Source organism: Caldisericum exile AZM16c01 (assembly GCF_000284335.1).
In the GTDB taxonomy this organism is placed as follows: domain Bacteria; phylum Caldisericota; class Caldisericia; order Caldisericales; family Caldisericaceae; genus Caldisericum; species Caldisericum exile.
Genome location: NC_017096.1, coordinates 240,337 through 257,941 on the forward strand (window position 1 = coordinate 240,337; position 17,605 = coordinate 257,941).

Below are 17,605 nucleotides of genomic sequence, written 5' to 3' on the forward strand. Positions count from 1 at the left end.
ATCATGCGGTAAGGAATCGGCAAACCTCGACATTATTTTTGCATGTGATGGTGCTGCAAGTGTTGGACAGATTGGAAACGAAGTTGCAAAGGACTTAACGAGGAGAGGTGTTGGAGCAAGAATGTGTTGCACTGCGGCAGTTGGGGCAGGCTCAGAAACGCATGTAAACATTGGTAAAAACGCAAAGCGTGTCATTGTTATAAATGGATGTTCAATGAAATGCGCTTCGAAAATTATGGAGCAAAGAGGCATTAAGATTGATTATGAGTTCACTATTAGTGAAATGGGCGTAAAGAAAATTCCAACTCTTGATTTCAATCAAGAAAATGTTGATAGAATTGCAGAAATTATAGGAGACACAGTTGGGTATAATAACAATATGAAGTAAATTCGTATGTTGATTTTTCAAAGTAAACGGGGACATACAAGTCCCCTTACTTTTATTAACAATTATGGATTGTTTACATTTTATGTTATAAATTGTTAGAACTTAAAAAAGGAGGTGCATTATGATTAGCAATGTTTTGTTGCACATTGTGGTTATGGCTGTCGGGTTTATTTTTGTTCTAATTGGTGCTGTTATTGGGGCAAAGGACGTAGGAGAAAAAAAGATAAATTTACACAAAACCATTGGGGTTTTAGGCGTTTTGATTTTCCTTTTGGGATTTATTGGACTTCTTGCAACAGGCAGTTTAAAGCCAAATCTACCTCACTTCTACTTTGCAATCTTGTCATTAATTTTTGCCATTCTAACAATTATTGGTGGTATAGCTTACACGAGGGCTCAGATAGAAAACAAACTCCCATTGAGGAAGTCACACAGAGCAGATGCTATTCTCACAATTATGCTTGTTCTTATAACTACTTTTTTTGGTGTAATCGGGTTGCAATTTTTGTCTAAGTAATCTTTTACAAAAAAGTTTTTAAAAATGCTTGATAGTAGGGGATTAAAGAATTTAAAGTGAAAGAAGAATTTATTGTAATTCCTAATTCGAAATTCGTTGATGTATTTAACATAAAAATACACTACAAAGATATTGGTTTTGGTAAAAATATATTTCTTCTCATTCATGGATTTGGTGCAGGCACTTTTTCGTTTGATCCTATTTTTGAAAACCTTTCAAGATTTGGACGTGTTGTTGCGTTGGACTTACCTGGCTTTGGACTTTCCAAAAGGCCTCCTAAAAATTTAAATGGCATTAATCCATACAGTAGGTATGGTCAAGTTGAAGTTTTGAAGGCATTTATTGAGAAACTCGATCTCAAAGACATCGTCCTTATTGGCCATTCTATGGGTGGAAGTTTACTAAAAATTTTAATGTAAAAACGCTTGTAGTAGTTGGTTCAAATGATGAAATTATATCCAAAAATAGCATTATGAATTTTGCTTTATCGTTAAAAGAAGCGAAATTTGTTGAAATAAATGATTGTGGTCATATACCGCACGAGGAGAAACCAGAAGAATTTCTCCGTGTATTACAGGAATTTTTGGGATTATAGCACTTTTGTTTGTAAATTGTAAACAAATTAAGGTTTAAATCCTAATAAAGATTTTAAGGTGCATTTTATTTTCTAAATTTTTGGAACTTTTTCGACACATCTTGTATCTAATATTATGGGAGATGGAAAAATGGAGAATATTTTTAGAAGAAGAATTTTAAGCGTATTGGTATTTGTTTTAGTTGTTATTGTGGTTTTTGCGGGTTGTAGCGGTGTAAAAACTAATAAAAACCCAAAACCCATGCAGGGGCAAGGTAATATTGTTGTTCCTGAAGATAACGGAATTGTTGCAGTTTATCTTGCACCCAAGGATAACGGCGTATTGACTAATTCTGATTTAAAAGCACATCCAGAAATTCTTAAAGTAAGTGATTTTGAATCGCTTACCACTTTAACAAACAGATATATTATTCCTATTTGGATTGACAAAGATGCAATAGATTTACTTCCCAAGGGTTGGCTTAATGAACCACCACAGAAATTCTACCCGATAATAGTTGTAGGATGTAGCGATGTGCTCTATGTAATGCGGGATAGACTTGGGCTTCCTATTTTTGGTCCGTATGTGGATTGGGGTAAGAAAATCGTAGGATCTGGCTTTAGCGTCTGGATGATAACTGCAACTTCCGAAGGTTCCATCTCTTCAACTCTTAAAGGGTATGTGGGAGATATAGATATTTCTAAAATTCTTGAGGAGAGTAATGCACTTTTCAAGGAATGTTTTAGAACGCTTAAATACACAAATACAGAGTATGGTTTTAATTTTTACCTTCCTTTGACTTGGAGCAATTATAAGGTGATTGAAGACAAGTGGACTGGTTATAAAACTGGTGCAAGTGGTGGTGAAGTTACCGAAACTGGTCCTATGATACTCATAAGGAACCCTCAATGGGCAGAAAAAGAGCCAACTCAAGATATACCAATAATGATTTTTACAATTTCAGAGTGGAATGACCTTGAGAACGAAAAGTTTCACATAGGTGCAGCGCCCATTGGCCCAACAGAACTTGGAAGAAACTCAAAATATGTTTTTGCACTTCCTGCACGCTATAATTATGCCTTTCCTAAGGGGTTTGAAATTGTTGATGAAATAATGCAAAGTAATCCACTTGAAGCGTTTTGATTATGGAAACACTTTTAAAGAATGAGCGAAACGCTTGATACACTTGTAATAAATTGAGAGATCCCCGCTATTATTTTAGGATGGAGCAGGCAAAAGCCACAATACATTCTTGTGTCAAAGGATTTTGGAGCGCACTTTGAAAATGTGTCGAATGTCAATATCGGCCTTACGAATAATTTTGTTAAGCAAATAGCAATTGACCCAAAGAATCCTTACCGTGTTTACTTTGCAACATGGAAGGGGCTTTTTGTATCAAACGACTTTGAAAAAAGTTTTACGCTTCTTACAAGCGATTTTTGGTATCTTTAACGCTATTGTAATCGTTAACAGTTCCCCCAACCTTATTTTCTTATTAACAGAAAAAGGTATTGCAAAATCAAATGATCACGGCAAAACGTTTAAAATTGTTAAGACAAGCAGTGGTGATATCTTCAAAAGCATACTTTTTGCAAGTCCAGACAACCCTAAGGTTATTTTTGTAAGAAATGATTGATGGGCTTACTGTTTCCTATGATGGGGATGAAATCTGACTAACTCTATAATAGAGTTATATTTTCTTCTGTAGGTTCTCTTAAAATAAACAAGCATAAAATGGGTGAATACTTCATTATTAGGTTAAACATGGGAAACTCGCTTTTTTAAGAAAAAAGAATAAAATAATAAAGGAATTTGAAGTCCTTATCAAAGGCAACATAGTCATATAAATTGAGGATTTTTGGGATTTTTCTTTTATTTGTGCTTAATTTGATAACATTTTGTAATCGCGCAATCTTTTAGCTTGATTTTCAAAGTTGTCAACTTCCATAATAGCTTGTGTTTTCTAAATTTTTTTAGTTAAATTTGCTATTTTCGTTATCGTTATATAAATGCTCAATGAACAAAGCTACTCCAGTAATAAGTTTTGTATTTGTCCTGTAAGAATACTTAAAGTTATCACCATTTAGATAATATGTCGCTGGAAGATGAGCATTTTGACCATACCATGCATAAGCACTCGATGGTTCCAATGTTGCGTAGATTATGTCTTTTGCATTAACAGGCTGTATTACATCAATTGTTCCGTTAATTGCGTCTTCTACTATTAAAAGGTTATCTTTAATTATAAAACTTGAACCTGGTGTAAGTATTATACGTTTAAAAATAATTATTGTGTCGGGGAATAGATTTAATGATGTTACAAAGTCATATTTTTTATAAAAGAAGGGAATTAAGCATAAACCAAATGTGGCGTTGCCTTCTCTTATTGTTGGCCAAGATGAATGTCCTATTGTTCTTATAAAAGTGAGTGCAAAGAATACTAAGCTTGCTAAAACAGTATAAACTATGGAATAAAGTAATAGTGATAAAATGGAAATATCTTTGGTAGGTAACAAAGAAGGAATAAGAAAGATTAACGACATTCCTAAAAAGACCAAAATGTAACATGTTAGTGATTCCCATATAAGTATTACTATTTTTATTATTATAACTTCTATATTTGGATTTATTTTTTCCATATTCATAAAATTATACCTATTACTCATTATTTCTTCAATATCAATAAAAAATAGTTACGAATATAAAGCACACATTTTCAATTATATTATGATAGCGAATTTTTCTACAAAATCAATTTTGAGCAGTTATATTCGTAAAAGTTTTCTATTTTACGGCTGATAACTCATAAGAGTATTTTTGAGTAGTGTTAATTAGTGCAATGTATTATTTCCTATTTTATAAATAGAAAAACAAAACAGTCATTTTTAAGCAAACTTTTTCCAAAATTTTTACTATAATAATAAGGAGAAAGATGATTAAAAAGGGAGATTTTTTCATGCAACAAATCAAAAATTCTAACTTTTTAAAGACGGTTATTGAGGAATCCCTAAAGAATCACAATGCAGTGCATATTAAACACATAGGAACATTTTACCCTGTTGAATATATTTCTGAAAGAAATGGGAAAATCATAAAAACCCAAACATTTGCATATAAAAAAACGCATACACAAAGTTTAAAACAAAAAAGATAGGAGATGATAAAATGGATGCAAAGAAACTTGCCAAGCTTACTTATGATGAGTTTATTAAAAGTAAAAAAGCAATGACAGAAAACATTAATATCGAAATAGATCCACTTGCTAATGTAATTGTAAATTTTGATTACTATTCTGAAAGCGAAAAGCATGAAATTTTGCAGAGACTTGAAAGAGTTTCACCTTACCACTACTATCTGTTTAAATCCCTTATGGTAGAAAATTTGGAAGACAAAATAGAATTTATTGATAAAGCAAAAGAAGAAAGTAAAAAACAGAAAATAATTTATATAGATGATTTAGCATTTGCCATTGCGAAACTTGAATATCTACTTAAGAAGAATAAAGACACGGATCGAATAGATGAAGAAACGGCAAAACAGATAGGAAAAGAAGCACATACGATTTATAAGAAAACCAATGAAAAGGATTTTGGTGAAATGGCATTGCATTACCTCTATATAGGCGGACACAAAGAAACTGCACTTCGCTTAATGTATGAAATGTTTCGAAAGCACAAAAACTTCTCACACAAGTTTTATATTGATGCTATAAATGTTTCTCTTACATTTTTCGATACAGAAACTGCAACAAAATTGCTTAGCATAGCAAAGTTTGTTTTACCTAAAAAACAGTATGCGATAGTTTTGACTAATTACTTCTACCGAACTACAGACAACATTCCAGACCAATTCATAAAAGAAGCGTATGAAAATATAAGCGAAATTTTAAGCGAACCGTCTAATATTGAATATTTTGCAGAAGGTTTGTTTAAGAGGGGAGAATACAAAGAAGCAAGTAATTATTACATGAAAGCAGCGCGATTATATCTTGAAAGAGAAAAAGAAGATGTTTTTAATCTCTTATTAGATCTTTCAAAAAGGTGTTATTTTAGAGCCATTGAATCTCTTGCTTTGGCAAACAATAAAGAAAAGGCTCGTAAAATATTAGAAGATGCAAAAGAATACTATCCTGACATTACAGAAACTGAAATTTCAGCCTTAAAAAAGGAGTATAACTTATGAAGGTATTGAAGCGATACTTTACAGAGCAATTTCTTTTTAATTATTTGTTGACTGTCACTTTAGCAATTATTATACCAGTGTTATTTATAAAGAGATTTCATATTCCTTTTGATATAAAGACAATCGTTTTCTTTGCCGTTTCAATATTACTTACTGGTATAACATATGACATCTCTACAAGAGATAAGATTTTATTTGAAAGTGTGTTTAGTTATTTCTACTGTTTAGTAAGAGGATATAGCCCCAATGGAATTTCGCCATTTATGTATGTTATCCTGCTTGGATCAACGTTTTTTGTATTCCAAATACTTCTTATTAATGAAGTTGTAAGACACCTTAAGGAGTTATTCTTTTTTAAGATTGGCGCAGTTTTTATGGCTACATTTTTACTCCTTATTTTTTTCTTAATATGAGTTTACGAAATCTAAACCTTCGCGATATGGGGGGTGAGCGATTTGAAATTTGTAATTATAGATGAAGAAAAAGAAATAGCATTGTACAACGCCTTACCACAGAGTGTTATGCAAGTAATAAAATCTGAGGTTTTATTGCAAAGAAGACTATTAGGCCTTATCACATTTATAGATACTGGTGTCTATTTGCCTATCGTAGTTGCTATTCTTTATCCAAGATATGTGTATTTGTGTATTGCAATTACAGTATCTTCTTTTGTAATATCACTTTTTATTTGGAAAAAGATTTCAAACTTAGACATTCTTATGAAGACAAAGATACCATATCTTTCTTCATATCTTAAAGATCCTTATGTTGGTGCTTTTCAACAGACAGTGCCTCACAAAGTTTTGTTTTCGTTTAAGAAAGGTAAAAAAGTGAAGCAAGTTTAATTAAAAAATAGGAAGTGGCGAAAGATAGGCTATTACTTCCTTATGCTACAAATATCATCTTTTTTCTTCGGAATGTATGAGACAAATTGCAGTAGTAGAAATTAAAAGCGTCTTCTAAAAGGTTTAAAAAATATCTTGTTTTGAACTTCCGATTTTATGAGTTCTATTGCTTAAGTATGCCTCAATACCACTAAAAATTTCATTTTGGCGATGCTTATGAGTATAGACTCAGTAGTAAAAATGTTTATTAAGGATATTTTTAATAACTCCATATGCGAAACTTCAGTTAAGAATTTTCATATTAGATATTCTACAAAAACAAATTTAAATTTATTACTTTTTTAAATGAAGTTTTTACCAATCAATTTTGAATCTTTTTAATCCTATAAAAGCAAAAATGAGTTATAATATGAATGAAAGGAGGAAGTTATGATAGAGATTGGCACAGTTGTTGAAGATTTTGAGTTAAAGGATCAAAACGAGCAATCCTTTAAGTTGTCGGAGTTTAGAGGGAAGAAGGTTTTGCTATCCTTCCACCCGCTTGCATGGACATCTGTTTGCGAAAAACAGATGCAATCGCTTGAGGTAAACCAAGATGTTTTTGAGAGTTTAAACACCGTTGCAGTTGGCGTAAGCGTTGACTCAGTGCCGTGCAAAAAGGCATGGGCAGAGCATATCGGTATAAAGAAAACACGACTTCTTTGTGATTTTTGGCCACATGGAAAAGTTGCAGAGCTTTTAAAAGTCTTTAGACACTTTAACGGATTTTCAGAGAGAGCAAATATTATAGTTGACGAAAATGGAATTGTCATTTTTGCAAAGGTTTACCCAATTCATGAGTTGCCAGATATAAACGAGATTATAGAATTCTTGAAAGGAAGGTAAGTTTTTATGGATGTATCAAGGGCAATTGAGACACGTAGAGCATACCGCTCTCTTGAGCCATTCGAGATAACGGAAGACCTTATAAAAGACCTTGCACATCATGCTTCCCTTGCACCATCTTGCACCAATACACAACCTTGGCGATATGTTTTTGTTTACAAGAAGGAAGCGCTTGAAAAACTGTTTGAGGCACTTCCAAAAGGGAACCAGTGGGTAAGGCAAGCAGGAATGGTAATAGCAGTCTTTACCTCAAAGGACCTTGCCTGTAATATGCGAAACGGAATTTATGCTTACTATGACACAGGCTTATCAAATGCATTTTTAATATTGCGTGCAACTGAACTTGGGCTTGTTGCACACCCTATTGCAGGATACGATGAAAACATTGTAAAAAGTGCTTTGAATATCCCAGAAAATTTTGAAGTAATTGCTCTTATTGTTGTTGCAAAACATTCATCAACCATATCGCCATTGCTATCTGAAAAACAAATTCAAACTGAGCACACTCGCCCAGAGCGTAAGAAATTCGAAGAGTTTTGCTATATGAATAAGGTTGAATAATGAAGCCAGCACTTTTAATTATTGATATGCAGGAGGACTTTTTAGACGAGTCCTCCCCTCTTTTTGTAAAAGGTGGAAGAGAAATTATCCCCAACATTGAAATGCTTCTTTCCTTTTTTAGGAAACAAAATCTAAATCGCATTTTTATTAAAAGAGAACATCGCGGGAGCATAGACATTGATAAACCGCGTATACCTTACGGTGGCAAAGTGCTTTTGCCCAATTCGGAAGGTGCAAAAATTGTAAAAGAACTTTTCCCAATGGAGTCAGAAATTGTTGTCATAAAAAAGAGGTTTTCTGCATTCTTCCATACGGAACTTGACCTTATTTTAAGGCGCCTTCAAATTGATACCCTCATCTTAACAGGGGTTCAAACGCCAAATTGCATAAGAGCAACTGCCGTTGACGGAGTTTCGTATGACTATGATGTCATAGTTGTAAGTGATGGGACTGCATCAAGTTCAGATGAGGTGCAGAAAGCAAATCTCTTTGACCTTGAAAAAATGGGTATAAAAATTCTCAATGTAAATGATGTAATAGAGTTTATAAAAAAACAACTGGTTGTATAATTTAGTATGGCAAAGTGCTTGCGGTGTGGAAAACCTGCAACAATTTTTCTTGAAGGACTTCGCTTTTGCAACGATTGTTTTAAAATTCATGTTGAAAAAGAATTTCAAAGCGCAATTGAAGGGCATGCAATAGGGACTCGTCTTATTAACGGAGAAGAGCAGGTAATGGTTGCTTTGTCAGGTGGAAAGGATTCAATGGTCCTCTGGTATCTTTTACGAAAATTTAATTTTAATGTTGTGCCAGTGCACCTTAATTTAAATTATGGTGTTTTTTCAGAGAAAAGCCTTGAAGTGATCCAGAAATTTTCAGAGAAAATTGGCGACAAAGTTCTTGTATATAACATAAAAGATGATTTTGGCATTGATATGTTGGAAGTTTTTAATAGAGCAAAAAAACGTCCAAGGTGCGGGGTTTGTGGCATCATAAAGCGATACCTTCTAAACAAAATTGCACTTAACTTACAGGTTGATGTGATTGCAACTGGCCACAACCTTGATGACGGCGCTGCAACGACATTTAAGGCAATCCTCAACTGGGATTTTGATACACTTTCAAGAAATTATCCAATCGTCTCATCCTATAAGGACAAACTTGTTAAGAAAATTAAGCCACTCTATAGGCTTTCTGATAAAGAAATTAAAATGTATGCAGACCTTGTTGGTATTGAATACACATCGGAAGCGTGCCCTTATAGAATTGGAAAAGTGACACTATCAAAAACAAAGGACATTTTAGACGAAATAAGCGAAGATTACAAAGGCATAAAGCGCACTTTTTATTATGGGTATCTTCGCAATAAGGACATATTTCAAAAAGATGAAGCCGAGTTAAAGGAGTGTAAAATTTGTGGTATGCCTACAGCAAGCGAAGATGGTGTTTGCTCATTTTGTAAACTCACGAAAGGACTAAGCGATGGGTAATAGATTTAAAGAAGGTGATTTAGTTGAAGTTATCGATTCAAAGGATAGAATTTTCCTCTTGAAACTTAAAAAGGGCGAAAAATCACACTTCCACTTTGGAATCCTCGAGCATGATTCAATCATAGGAAAAGTTAACGGAAGTTTTGTAAAATCCCTCAAGGGAGACGAGGTTTTGGTTTTCAAAGTGCGCACTCCATTTTACACGGTGCATATGCGAAGGGTTTCTCAAATTATCTATCCAAAAGATGTTGGAGCAATTGTCATACATGCGGATATTCACCCAGGGCTTAGAGTATTTACAGCAGGCGGAGGAGCAGGAGCGCTTGCAATTTCTCTTCTTCAAATGCTTCATGGCAGAGGCAAACTTATTGTTTATGAAATTAGAAGTGATTTTATTGATGTGTTCCTTGCAAATGTTTATGACTTTTTTAAAGAAATTCCCAAAAATCTTATCATAAGAAGAAAGGATATATATGCTGAACCAGTTGAAGAAAATGACGCACCTTTTGATAGAGTGATCTTAGATGTGCCGGAGCCGTGGCGTGCGTTAAAAACAGTTAAAGATGCGCTTGTCCCCGGTGGAATTCTCATAAGTTATAGTCCAACAACGCAACAGATAACTGAGATGAAACAAGCACTTGATGACTCAAAAGAATTTTACAATCTTGGCACTTTTGAAATTATAGAGAGGCGATGGAAAGTTGAGGCACTTTCAACGCGTCCTGTTGATAGAATGGTTGCACATACTGCCTTTATACTTGTTGCAAGAAAGTTAAGTAAAAAAAAGCCATAGGGACTTGACACAAAATTATTTTCGTGTATAATATATATAAGGAGGAGTAATGAGAATAAAGTTAACCTTCGAGGACATTAAGGGTCGTGAAATTATCCTTCCCATTCATTACGGATATCTCTTGCATTACCTTGTCTACAATACTTTTTCAGAAGGTATGGCACAGAAGTTATACCTTGAAGGCTTCCCAATCGACGGCAAAAAGTTCAAACTCTTTACCTTTTCAAATATCATCGAAAAAGGCACAAAGTTCAACAACACTTTAAATTTTGGTAAATATATCACATTCTACTTTTCATCTCCTCTTTATGAAATCGTTGAAGATCTTGGCTCAAATGCCTTTAGAAAAACAGGAATTGTCCTAAATGACTTTAACCTTTTTTTATCAGCAGTTGAAGTGATAAAACCCCCACGATTGACAGACGACATACTTATCCGCACACTATCACCCATCACTGCCTATAGCACCTTCAACAACAATGGCAAACGCACAACGCACTACTATCGCCCAACTGAAAGCGAATTCAAACGGCTCATTGAAGAGAATGCACAAAACAAATACATTTTGATTAAAAAAGCCCAAGGCTTACCTATTGAGAAAGATATCGTTAATGACCTTCACCTTGATATTGAGCCTTACAAATTTTCCATCGAAAAGAACAAAAAAGTAGTTTATTTTAAAAATACAATTGTTGAATGCTTCTCAGGTATCTACAGATTGAAAGGCTCTCCCGAACTTATCTACACAACCTATGATGCAGGGCTTGGTGCCAAGTCCTCCGAAGGCTTCGGTATGTGGGACGTGTGGGAGAAAGGGTGAAAATTTAGTGGAAGGATATGGCTAAGACGATATATTTAAAGATTAGGAAAAATTTACATGGAGGGTTAAAAATTGGAAGAAAGTTTTAAAAACAACATCTGCATAGTGGCAATTTTATTTTTTGTTTAAAGTTTTATTTTAGCTTACCTGTGAAGGTTTTAAGCTATAAATTTATTGAAAAGGAGGTTATAGGCATGCCAAGAAACAAATCAAGACTTTTTACAAGTTTAGTAGTTCTTATTGTGTTAAGCCTTGTTTCTTCTTTCGTTCCTTCTGGAGGCAATTTGTTTAGTGTTAACGCAGGTTCAAATACAATTACTGTTAAACTTTGGGTAGGAAAGTCTTATATGGAGGTTAATGGGTTAAGACAGCCAATTGATGCACAAGGAACAACACCAGTTATAGTTGAATCGAGAACGTTTGTCCCAATTAGAGCAATAATAGAGGCGCTTGGTGGAAGCGTGCAGTGGGATGCGTCAACAAGAAAAGTTTCAATTTCCTTGAACGATAAAACCCTTGAGTTATGGATTAATAATCCTATTGCTTCTTTGAATGGGATTTCAACAGCAATAGATCCTAATAATCCAAAAGTTGCACCATTAATTATAAACGGAAGGACAATGTTGCCACTAAGGTTTGTTGCGGAATCCTTAGGAATAACAGTTAGTTATGATAATGCCTCAAGAATGATAACCTTAGAATATGTGACGGTTACCCCCCCTGAAGCGCCAGTGCTTGTTTCCCCTTCCAACGGATCAACTGTTTCAAGCGATAATATCACTTTCTCATGGATGCCAATACCAGAAGCTGACTATTATGCGATTAATATCTCAAGCAATGGTTCCACAGTACATACAAATGAACAAATAAAAACATCAACGTATTCAGTTAACAAAACCACACTTGGCGACGGTACATTTTCGTGGAGAGTGCGCGCACATAACTCAGCGGGGTGGGGAGAGTGGTCTTTTAGTTTTGTTTTTACTATTCAGTCAACTATTTCGTTACCATATGCACCGAATCTTGTTTACCCTCAGCCTAATTCAATGATTAGTTCATCGAACATAACATTCACTTGGACAGTTGTACCTGGTGCAGATTACTACAAGCTTCAAGTGCTTAATAACAATGCAGTTATTCATACACAAGACTTTATTTCTACTAACTCTTATACAATTACAGTTGAATTATCAAATGGCACATATTCATGGCAAGTTTGTGCGCATAATTCGGCAGGTTATGGTCCTTGGTCTAATCCTTCGACATTTACATTAAAGAAACAACTTTCTGTGACAGATATTGCAAAATTTGTCGATAGGGTTGTTTATGTTGAGGTAAGCGGATATAAGAATGGAAAATCTTTCCAAGCAAGCGGAAGTGGTTTTATAATTTCACCTGACGGTAAAATAGTTACAAACTATCATGTAATAGATGGAGCAACCTCTGGTACTGTTACCTTAAATGATGGAAGAAAGTTTAATATAGACTATGTTCTAGGGTATGCAAAAGGTGTTAATACATTTTATGAAGCTGTAACAAAAAATTCGCCATTTGACTTGGCTATTTTGAAAATATCCTCTAATAACTTACCCACATGTAATCTTGGCGATTCTAGTACATCTAAGGTTGGGGAAAATGTTGTTGCGATAGGAAATCCGTTAGGGCTTCCAAATGTTGTATCTACAGGTAACATAAGTAAAATATGGGATAATGGGATAATACAGATAACAGCACCTTTATCGAACGGTAATAGTGGAGGACCATTGTTTAATATGTTTGGAGAAGTGATAGGTGTAAATACCTTTAAGAATACTGCAGGAGAAAATCTAAACTTTTCTATACCAGTTAACTGGTTAAAATCAATAGATCTCTCAAATCAAATGACACTACAACAGGTTTATCAGAAAGAATACGGCGGATCTTCTATTTCTTTGAAAGCACCTGTTTTGATTTCACCTCCAGATAACTCAGTAATTTTAACTACTACTCCTACGTTTACTTGGAGCCCTGTGGTTGGAGCCGTGGAATACTTAATTGCCATATTTAAGGATAAGCTTTCTCCAGATACGATTGAATTAACTAGCTACACTTCTAACACTTCATACACAGTTCCAAATGGAAAATTAAGTTATGGTTATAAATATTTCTGGACTGTTTTTGCAATAGATAGTTACGGTAATTTTAATGATTCGACTAATCAAATGGTATGGAGTTTTACTATACGGCAAAAGCAAACCTTAAGTAAACCAATTATTATAAACCCAAAAGAAAAGGGTGCATTTACTGATTTGACAAAATATTTTGATTTTAGTTGGTCTTCTGTTCCAGGTGCAGTATCATACCAAATTTGGATAGGTTTAGGGGAAAGTGGGGCGGATTCAACAAGAATTTACTCACAAGGTGGGATTTATACTACAAGTTTTTCTGTTCCTTCTTCTATTTTTGTTCCTGCACAAGTATATACAGTAGCAGTTTGTGCATTTGATGCGGATGGAAATCATATGTGGAGCGACGATGTTCATTTTAGTGTAGCAATGAGTGGGCTTCCTCTTATGATCTCACCTGCTAATGGTGGTACTTTGTATATGAATACAATCTACTGGAATTCTCTATCGGATATAGATATGTATGGCGTTATAATATACGATAAAGAAAGTGGTGTTAAGATCTTTAGTACTACAACAACGTTAAACGGTGTTTCAATTGCGGGCTATCTTGTCCATGGAAAAAAGTATATACTTAGTATCGGAGCTTTTAAGAATTGGTATCTTTTGTATATTAATGTAATAGAATTTTATTACTAATTCCATTATTGATGCGGAAATGCCTCCGAAGGCTTCGGCATGTGGGACGTGTGGGAAAGGAATACAAGATGAAGTTTTTGGGTAAAAGACATTATATCTTAGGAGGGTAAAATGGATGAATTAAAGATTCTTTCAAAACTTATAGAAAAAGGATCAGAAGGAGCATCAAAAACGGATTTAAAAATTAAAAAAGGCGAAGAAGATGTTCTAAGTAAAATGATTGAAAATGGGCTTATCCGTTCAGAAAAAATTAAGGGAAAAGAGCGCTTTTTCATCACGGAAAAGGGTGAAAGTGAATTTTTGTCGAAAACTGAGGAAGACGAATTTCAAAAGTTCGTTAAAGAAAAGATCTTAGAGATTGAGAGTGAAATTAAAAAACTAAATGTAAACTTCGAAAATTTTGTTAAGTTGCTTCAATCAAGAAAATCTCCCAATATTTCGTTAAATACTGTAAATTTGGAGGAACTGTTGCACAGAGTATATGATGAACTTTCAACAAAAGATTACTCATACCTTAAGGGGCTTGTACCCATAGTTTCATTAGTTTCAACGCTTGTGCAGAAGTTTAACGTGCCGAAATATGAGGTTGAAAAGGTTATTTATGATTTGTATCTTTCAGGCAAAGCCTCTCTTGAATACGGTGATAAGAAAGAAGGTGCACTTAAGGCACCTGATGGAAAAGAATACTACTATGTAAGACTAAAGAAATGAAAGACTGGAAAGAAGTTCTTCTTGATAGAAGTTTACCCAGCCCAATTCCGCCACCTCCTTATTCCAACTTGGAACAGAGTTTTGGCTTTTTAGACAGGGAAAACGAGATAAAAGAGTTTCTTGATCTAATAAATAAGGCAGTTATTGAGCATAGAGGCTTTTTAATATTTCTTCTTGGAGATCAAGGTAAGGGCAAAACGACTTTTTTAAAATACATAAAAGAAAATTACTTCTACCCTTCAAAAGACAATAGCGATAAGTTATTCGTTTCTATGCATTTTCCGCAGGAACTTTCAGAACTTGACTTTTCTTTTATCTTTACTAAATATATCGGAGAAATTGTTAACTCGGGATTAATTGACAAATTGCGCGATAGAGTTGTTTATGAATTAAACTCAACATTAGGTTTAAACCTTGAATACACCGACAAAAACCAAGTAATAGATTTTCTAACAAAAGTTAAGAACTTAGTTATAACGCTTCCTAAAAATCTTTTAAAGAACATGGAGATTATCACTTTTGTTATTTCCTCATACATATACTATCCTGAAATTCAATCTTTTATTGACTACGGCGAACAACCTAACAATCAATTTTTGGGTCTTTTAAAGCATGGACCTAATGAAGTTTCTGTTTCGAAAATATATTTATTTTCAAAATTTCTTAGAGATTTCATGGGTATAAAGCATACAGTATTCTCAATTGACGACTTCGACATTCTTGAAAGAAACGAAAATGTGTATAGAACTCTCTACAAATTACTTATGAGTTTTAGAAACGCAAACCTCGTCGAAGAGTTTAGCATCGTCCTTTCAGGATCTGTGTCATTTTACGAGGAGTTTATACAATCGCTTTCACAGAATGAAAGGCAGAGAATTGAAAATTGGGGTTATCCAATCTTCTTCGAAAGTTTAGACACAAAGGACGTATTAGACTTAATTAAACGCTCCTTTTCAAATTTTTGGATGAATTACAATGTAATACCGCCAGATAATCCGTACGGTGTGTTTAGTAGTGACTCTATTTCCTTTTTATACACATATACCAACAAAGACATTAGGGAAACTTTGAGGAAACTCTACGATTTAATAAACGAAATGAGATCGTTGGGTAATATCGTTGATTATTCCGATGTGAAGAAGATAATTAGCAAATTTAAAGTGGATAAGGTTGGGTTAAAAGATGTTGAATTAAACTATTTCAAAAACTTACTTATTGAAAAGGTTAAGTTATTCAAAAGTTCTGATTTTATAAACGAAAAGTTAAAAGATGCTTTCAATAAACTCATTAAATATTACGAAAGTAGGAGTATTTCAATAAGAGCAGAAAAAGAAGTAAACATTAATGGAAGTTTTGCAGACGTATTGCTAACAGTTAATAAAATAAACGAAGGAATGCGTTATGAAATTATATTTGAGGTGAAAATAAAGGACTCAGAAGTAAGTGAAGAGGAAATTTCATCAAGGATAAACTTAATTAAAGGAAATGAGAGGCGTTATCTTTATTGGATTTCGAGATCAAAACTCCATGAACTTGATTACACAGACGGAAATGACAAAAAAAGAATTTTAAGAGATACTCCATTAACAGAGACTGAAATAGCCTATCTTTCTTACCTTGTCCACATTCCAGAAATTTTTGGTTGGGATAAATTTGAAGATAATGACCTTGAGTTGATATTGAAACAGAGCGGCATAAATATGGATTTAATTCTTAATTTGCAGGCACCAAAAGAAGATAAACCTTCCAACATTTATGCACTTTTTGAGGAAATACTGGATAGATTCTTGAAGGAAGAAAAGATATACGTTTTAAAAAAGACCGTTTTAAGAGAAGTTAGAGGCAAAGGCTTTAAAGATTTTAGCGACGAGTATCTAATGGGTGTTTTAAGTGAGGTTGCACATCAGAAGAATCTGAGAATAACCGATTCCCAAATAAGGTTTGACATTAAAAAAATTTAGTTTTAAAACATTCCCATCAAATCGGAACACAGACTCTTATAAATATTTTTTGAGTATCACCAAAAAGATATTTGATGGGGAAATTTTATTAAGAATGTGAATAACTATAAAATATTTTTAGCAAAAAAGATAAGGTAAAACTTTAGATATTAAACCTATGAGGAAATCCCCTACAGTTGATGAATTGAGGAAGAAAAATTAAGTTTCTCATTTGAAAATAAACAAGCGAAACCTATTCTTGTTGTATATGCAAAGTGCGAAGAAAGCATTCAGAATTATCAAGATGTAGTGATAGAGGCTATCCTTAACATATTGCATCAAGCAAAAAGCCCATCTTTATCTTGTAAAAGGCTCCGGAAAACATTTATTTTAGCCATATTGTGATTGATGAATGCCATAGGATTGTCCAAAGAAAAATCAAAAGACTATTTCTTTTGTGTGAAGGGAATTTACGCTAATGCAATTGCAAACGAATGAATAATATGTATGCAGGGTGGTTTCGTAAAATTGCAAGGTAAGTGGACTCCTATGCGTTTAAGTGCACCGCATTTATGTTTTACTCAATTACAACGGGCGTTGATGTTCCAATTTTTCAAAATGTGGTTTTCTTTAAGTGTGGTAAATCGCAAATTGCTTTTCAAAAGCTTCTTGTAAGAGTTTCAAGAATACCACCCAACTAACAAGCTTATGTTTAGAGTTTATGCATATCCGATATTAATTTAAACTCGGAAAAATTACATTTGAGGAATATAAAAAAATTAATTGCATCCAAGGTACTTGAGGAAGTTAAAAATTCTTTCTCACTTACAGGAAATTTGGATTGACCCTCAAAAAAGAAAAGCCTTTATTGAATCTTTTCCAAATGGTGTTTCAGGAATAAAAATACTTCAAGAGTTATTCGGATTACGTAATACACCTGAAGTTAGGTAATCAATCGGACTTGAATCTCTTAAAATTTATGGAACCCCAAAGAAAAATTGCGCAAAATACTTGAAAAAGAACTTGAAACAAATAATGAATTGCATCAATCAATTCTTAATAAAGGTTTCAGAGGAGAAATATAGTATGAAGTA

The 17,605-nt window shown here is 33.7% G+C and carries 18 protein-coding genes and 1 pseudogene; 18 read left to right on the forward strand and 1 reads right to left on the reverse strand.

What is annotated here, in order from left to right; translation table 11 throughout:
• Window positions 1-34: 34 nt before the first annotated feature.
• The 6 genes and pseudogenes from CSE_RS01070 (at window position 35) to CSE_RS01095 (ending at window position 3,116) form a co-directional block, all read left to right on the forward strand.
• Window positions 35-388, forward strand: coding sequence for a putative zinc-binding protein (locus CSE_RS01070; RefSeq protein WP_269446132.1), 354 nt, complete (start codon window positions 35-37; stop codon window positions 386-388).
• Window positions 389-509: 121 nt separating this feature from the next.
• Complete coding sequence (locus CSE_RS01075) at window positions 510-905, forward strand: hypothetical protein (protein WP_014452777.1); 396 nt, start codon at window positions 510-512, stop codon at window positions 903-905.
• 56 nt (window positions 906-961) lie between these two features.
• The gene (locus CSE_RS01080; protein WP_014452778.1) at window positions 962-1,324 is read left to right on the forward strand and encodes an alpha/beta fold hydrolase; all 363 of its coding nucleotides are present in this window, start codon (window positions 962-964) and stop codon (window positions 1,322-1,324) included.
• A 26-nt stretch (window positions 1,325-1,350) separates the two neighbouring features.
• Window positions 1,351-1,500: pseudogene (locus CSE_RS08640) on the forward strand (alpha/beta fold hydrolase); the annotation flags it as partial.
• A gap of 130 nt (window positions 1,501-1,630) precedes the next feature.
• Window positions 1,631-2,623: a hypothetical protein gene (locus CSE_RS07800; RefSeq protein ID WP_050981294.1), complete on the forward strand. Its 993-nt coding sequence runs from the start codon at window positions 1,631-1,633 to the stop codon at window positions 2,621-2,623.
• Between the two features lie 247 nt (window positions 2,624-2,870).
• Window positions 2,871-3,116, forward strand: coding sequence for a beta propeller repeat protein (locus CSE_RS01095; protein ID WP_156785882.1), 246 nt, complete (start codon window positions 2,871-2,873; stop codon window positions 3,114-3,116).
• 337 nt (window positions 3,117-3,453) lie between these two features.
• On the opposite strand, the gene CSE_RS01100 is transcribed toward CSE_RS01095, so the two are convergent.
• Window positions 3,454-4,125: a hypothetical protein gene (locus CSE_RS01100; RefSeq protein ID WP_041726007.1), complete on the reverse strand. Its 672-nt coding sequence runs from the start codon at window positions 4,123-4,125 to the stop codon at window positions 3,454-3,456.
• Between the two features lie 520 nt (window positions 4,126-4,645).
• Here CSE_RS01100 and CSE_RS01110 point away from each other — a divergent pair.
• From CSE_RS01110 to CSE_RS01165, 12 genes are all read left to right on the forward strand, one after another.
• Window positions 4,646-5,662, forward strand: a complete 1,017-nt coding sequence (locus CSE_RS01110) for a hypothetical protein (protein ID WP_014452785.1) — start codon at window positions 4,646-4,648, stop codon at window positions 5,660-5,662.
• Entirely contained in the window at window positions 5,659-6,075 is a 417-nt protein-coding gene (locus CSE_RS01115; protein WP_014452786.1) for a hypothetical protein, read from the forward strand. The genes CSE_RS01110 and CSE_RS01115 overlap by 4 nt, the downstream gene beginning before the upstream one ends.
• A 42-nt stretch (window positions 6,076-6,117) precedes the next feature.
• Window positions 6,118-6,507 carry a hypothetical protein gene (locus tag CSE_RS01120; RefSeq protein WP_014452787.1) on the forward strand — a complete coding sequence of 130 codons (390 nt, stop codon included), beginning with the start codon at window positions 6,118-6,120 and terminating at the stop codon, window positions 6,505-6,507.
• Between the two features lie 429 nt (window positions 6,508-6,936).
• Window positions 6,937-7,392: a redoxin domain-containing protein gene (locus CSE_RS01125; RefSeq protein ID WP_014452788.1), complete on the forward strand. Its 456-nt coding sequence runs from the start codon at window positions 6,937-6,939 to the stop codon at window positions 7,390-7,392.
• A 6-nt stretch (window positions 7,393-7,398) separates the two neighbouring features.
• Entirely contained in the window at window positions 7,399-7,953 is a 555-nt protein-coding gene (locus CSE_RS01130) for a nitroreductase family protein (protein WP_014452789.1), read from the forward strand.
• Window positions 7,953-8,522: a cysteine hydrolase family protein gene (locus CSE_RS01135; RefSeq protein ID WP_014452790.1), complete on the forward strand. Its 570-nt coding sequence runs from the start codon at window positions 7,953-7,955 to the stop codon at window positions 8,520-8,522. Before CSE_RS01130 ends, CSE_RS01135 begins: the two co-directional genes overlap by 1 nt.
• A 6-nt stretch (window positions 8,523-8,528) precedes the next feature.
• Window positions 8,529-9,443, forward strand: coding sequence for an ATP-binding protein (locus CSE_RS01140; RefSeq protein ID WP_014452791.1), 915 nt, complete (start codon window positions 8,529-8,531; stop codon window positions 9,441-9,443).
• The gene (locus CSE_RS01145; protein ID WP_014452792.1) at window positions 9,436-10,236 is read left to right on the forward strand and encodes a tRNA (adenine-N1)-methyltransferase; all 801 of its coding nucleotides are present in this window, start codon (window positions 9,436-9,438) and stop codon (window positions 10,234-10,236) included. The genes CSE_RS01140 and CSE_RS01145 overlap by 8 nt, the downstream gene beginning before the upstream one ends.
• 49 nt (window positions 10,237-10,285) lie before the next feature.
• The gene (gene cas6, locus CSE_RS01150; protein WP_014452793.1) at window positions 10,286-11,056 is read left to right on the forward strand and encodes a CRISPR-associated endoribonuclease Cas6; all 771 of its coding nucleotides are present in this window, start codon (window positions 10,286-10,288) and stop codon (window positions 11,054-11,056) included.
• Window positions 11,057-11,250: 194 nt separating this feature from the next.
• A complete protein-coding gene (locus tag CSE_RS07805; RefSeq protein WP_014452794.1) occupies window positions 11,251-13,860 on the forward strand; it encodes a stalk domain-containing protein in 2,610 nt (869 codons plus the stop codon).
• A gap of 111 nt (window positions 13,861-13,971) precedes the next feature.
• Window positions 13,972-14,571, forward strand: coding sequence for a helix-turn-helix domain-containing protein (locus CSE_RS01160; protein ID WP_014452795.1), 600 nt, complete (start codon window positions 13,972-13,974; stop codon window positions 14,569-14,571).
• Window positions 14,568-16,532 (forward strand): ATP-binding protein, encoded by a 1,965-nt coding sequence (locus tag CSE_RS01165; RefSeq protein WP_014452796.1) that lies wholly within the window; start codon window positions 14,568-14,570, stop codon window positions 16,530-16,532. Before CSE_RS01160 ends, CSE_RS01165 begins: the two co-directional genes overlap by 4 nt.
• The last annotated feature ends 1,073 nt before the right edge of the window (window positions 16,533-17,605 follow it).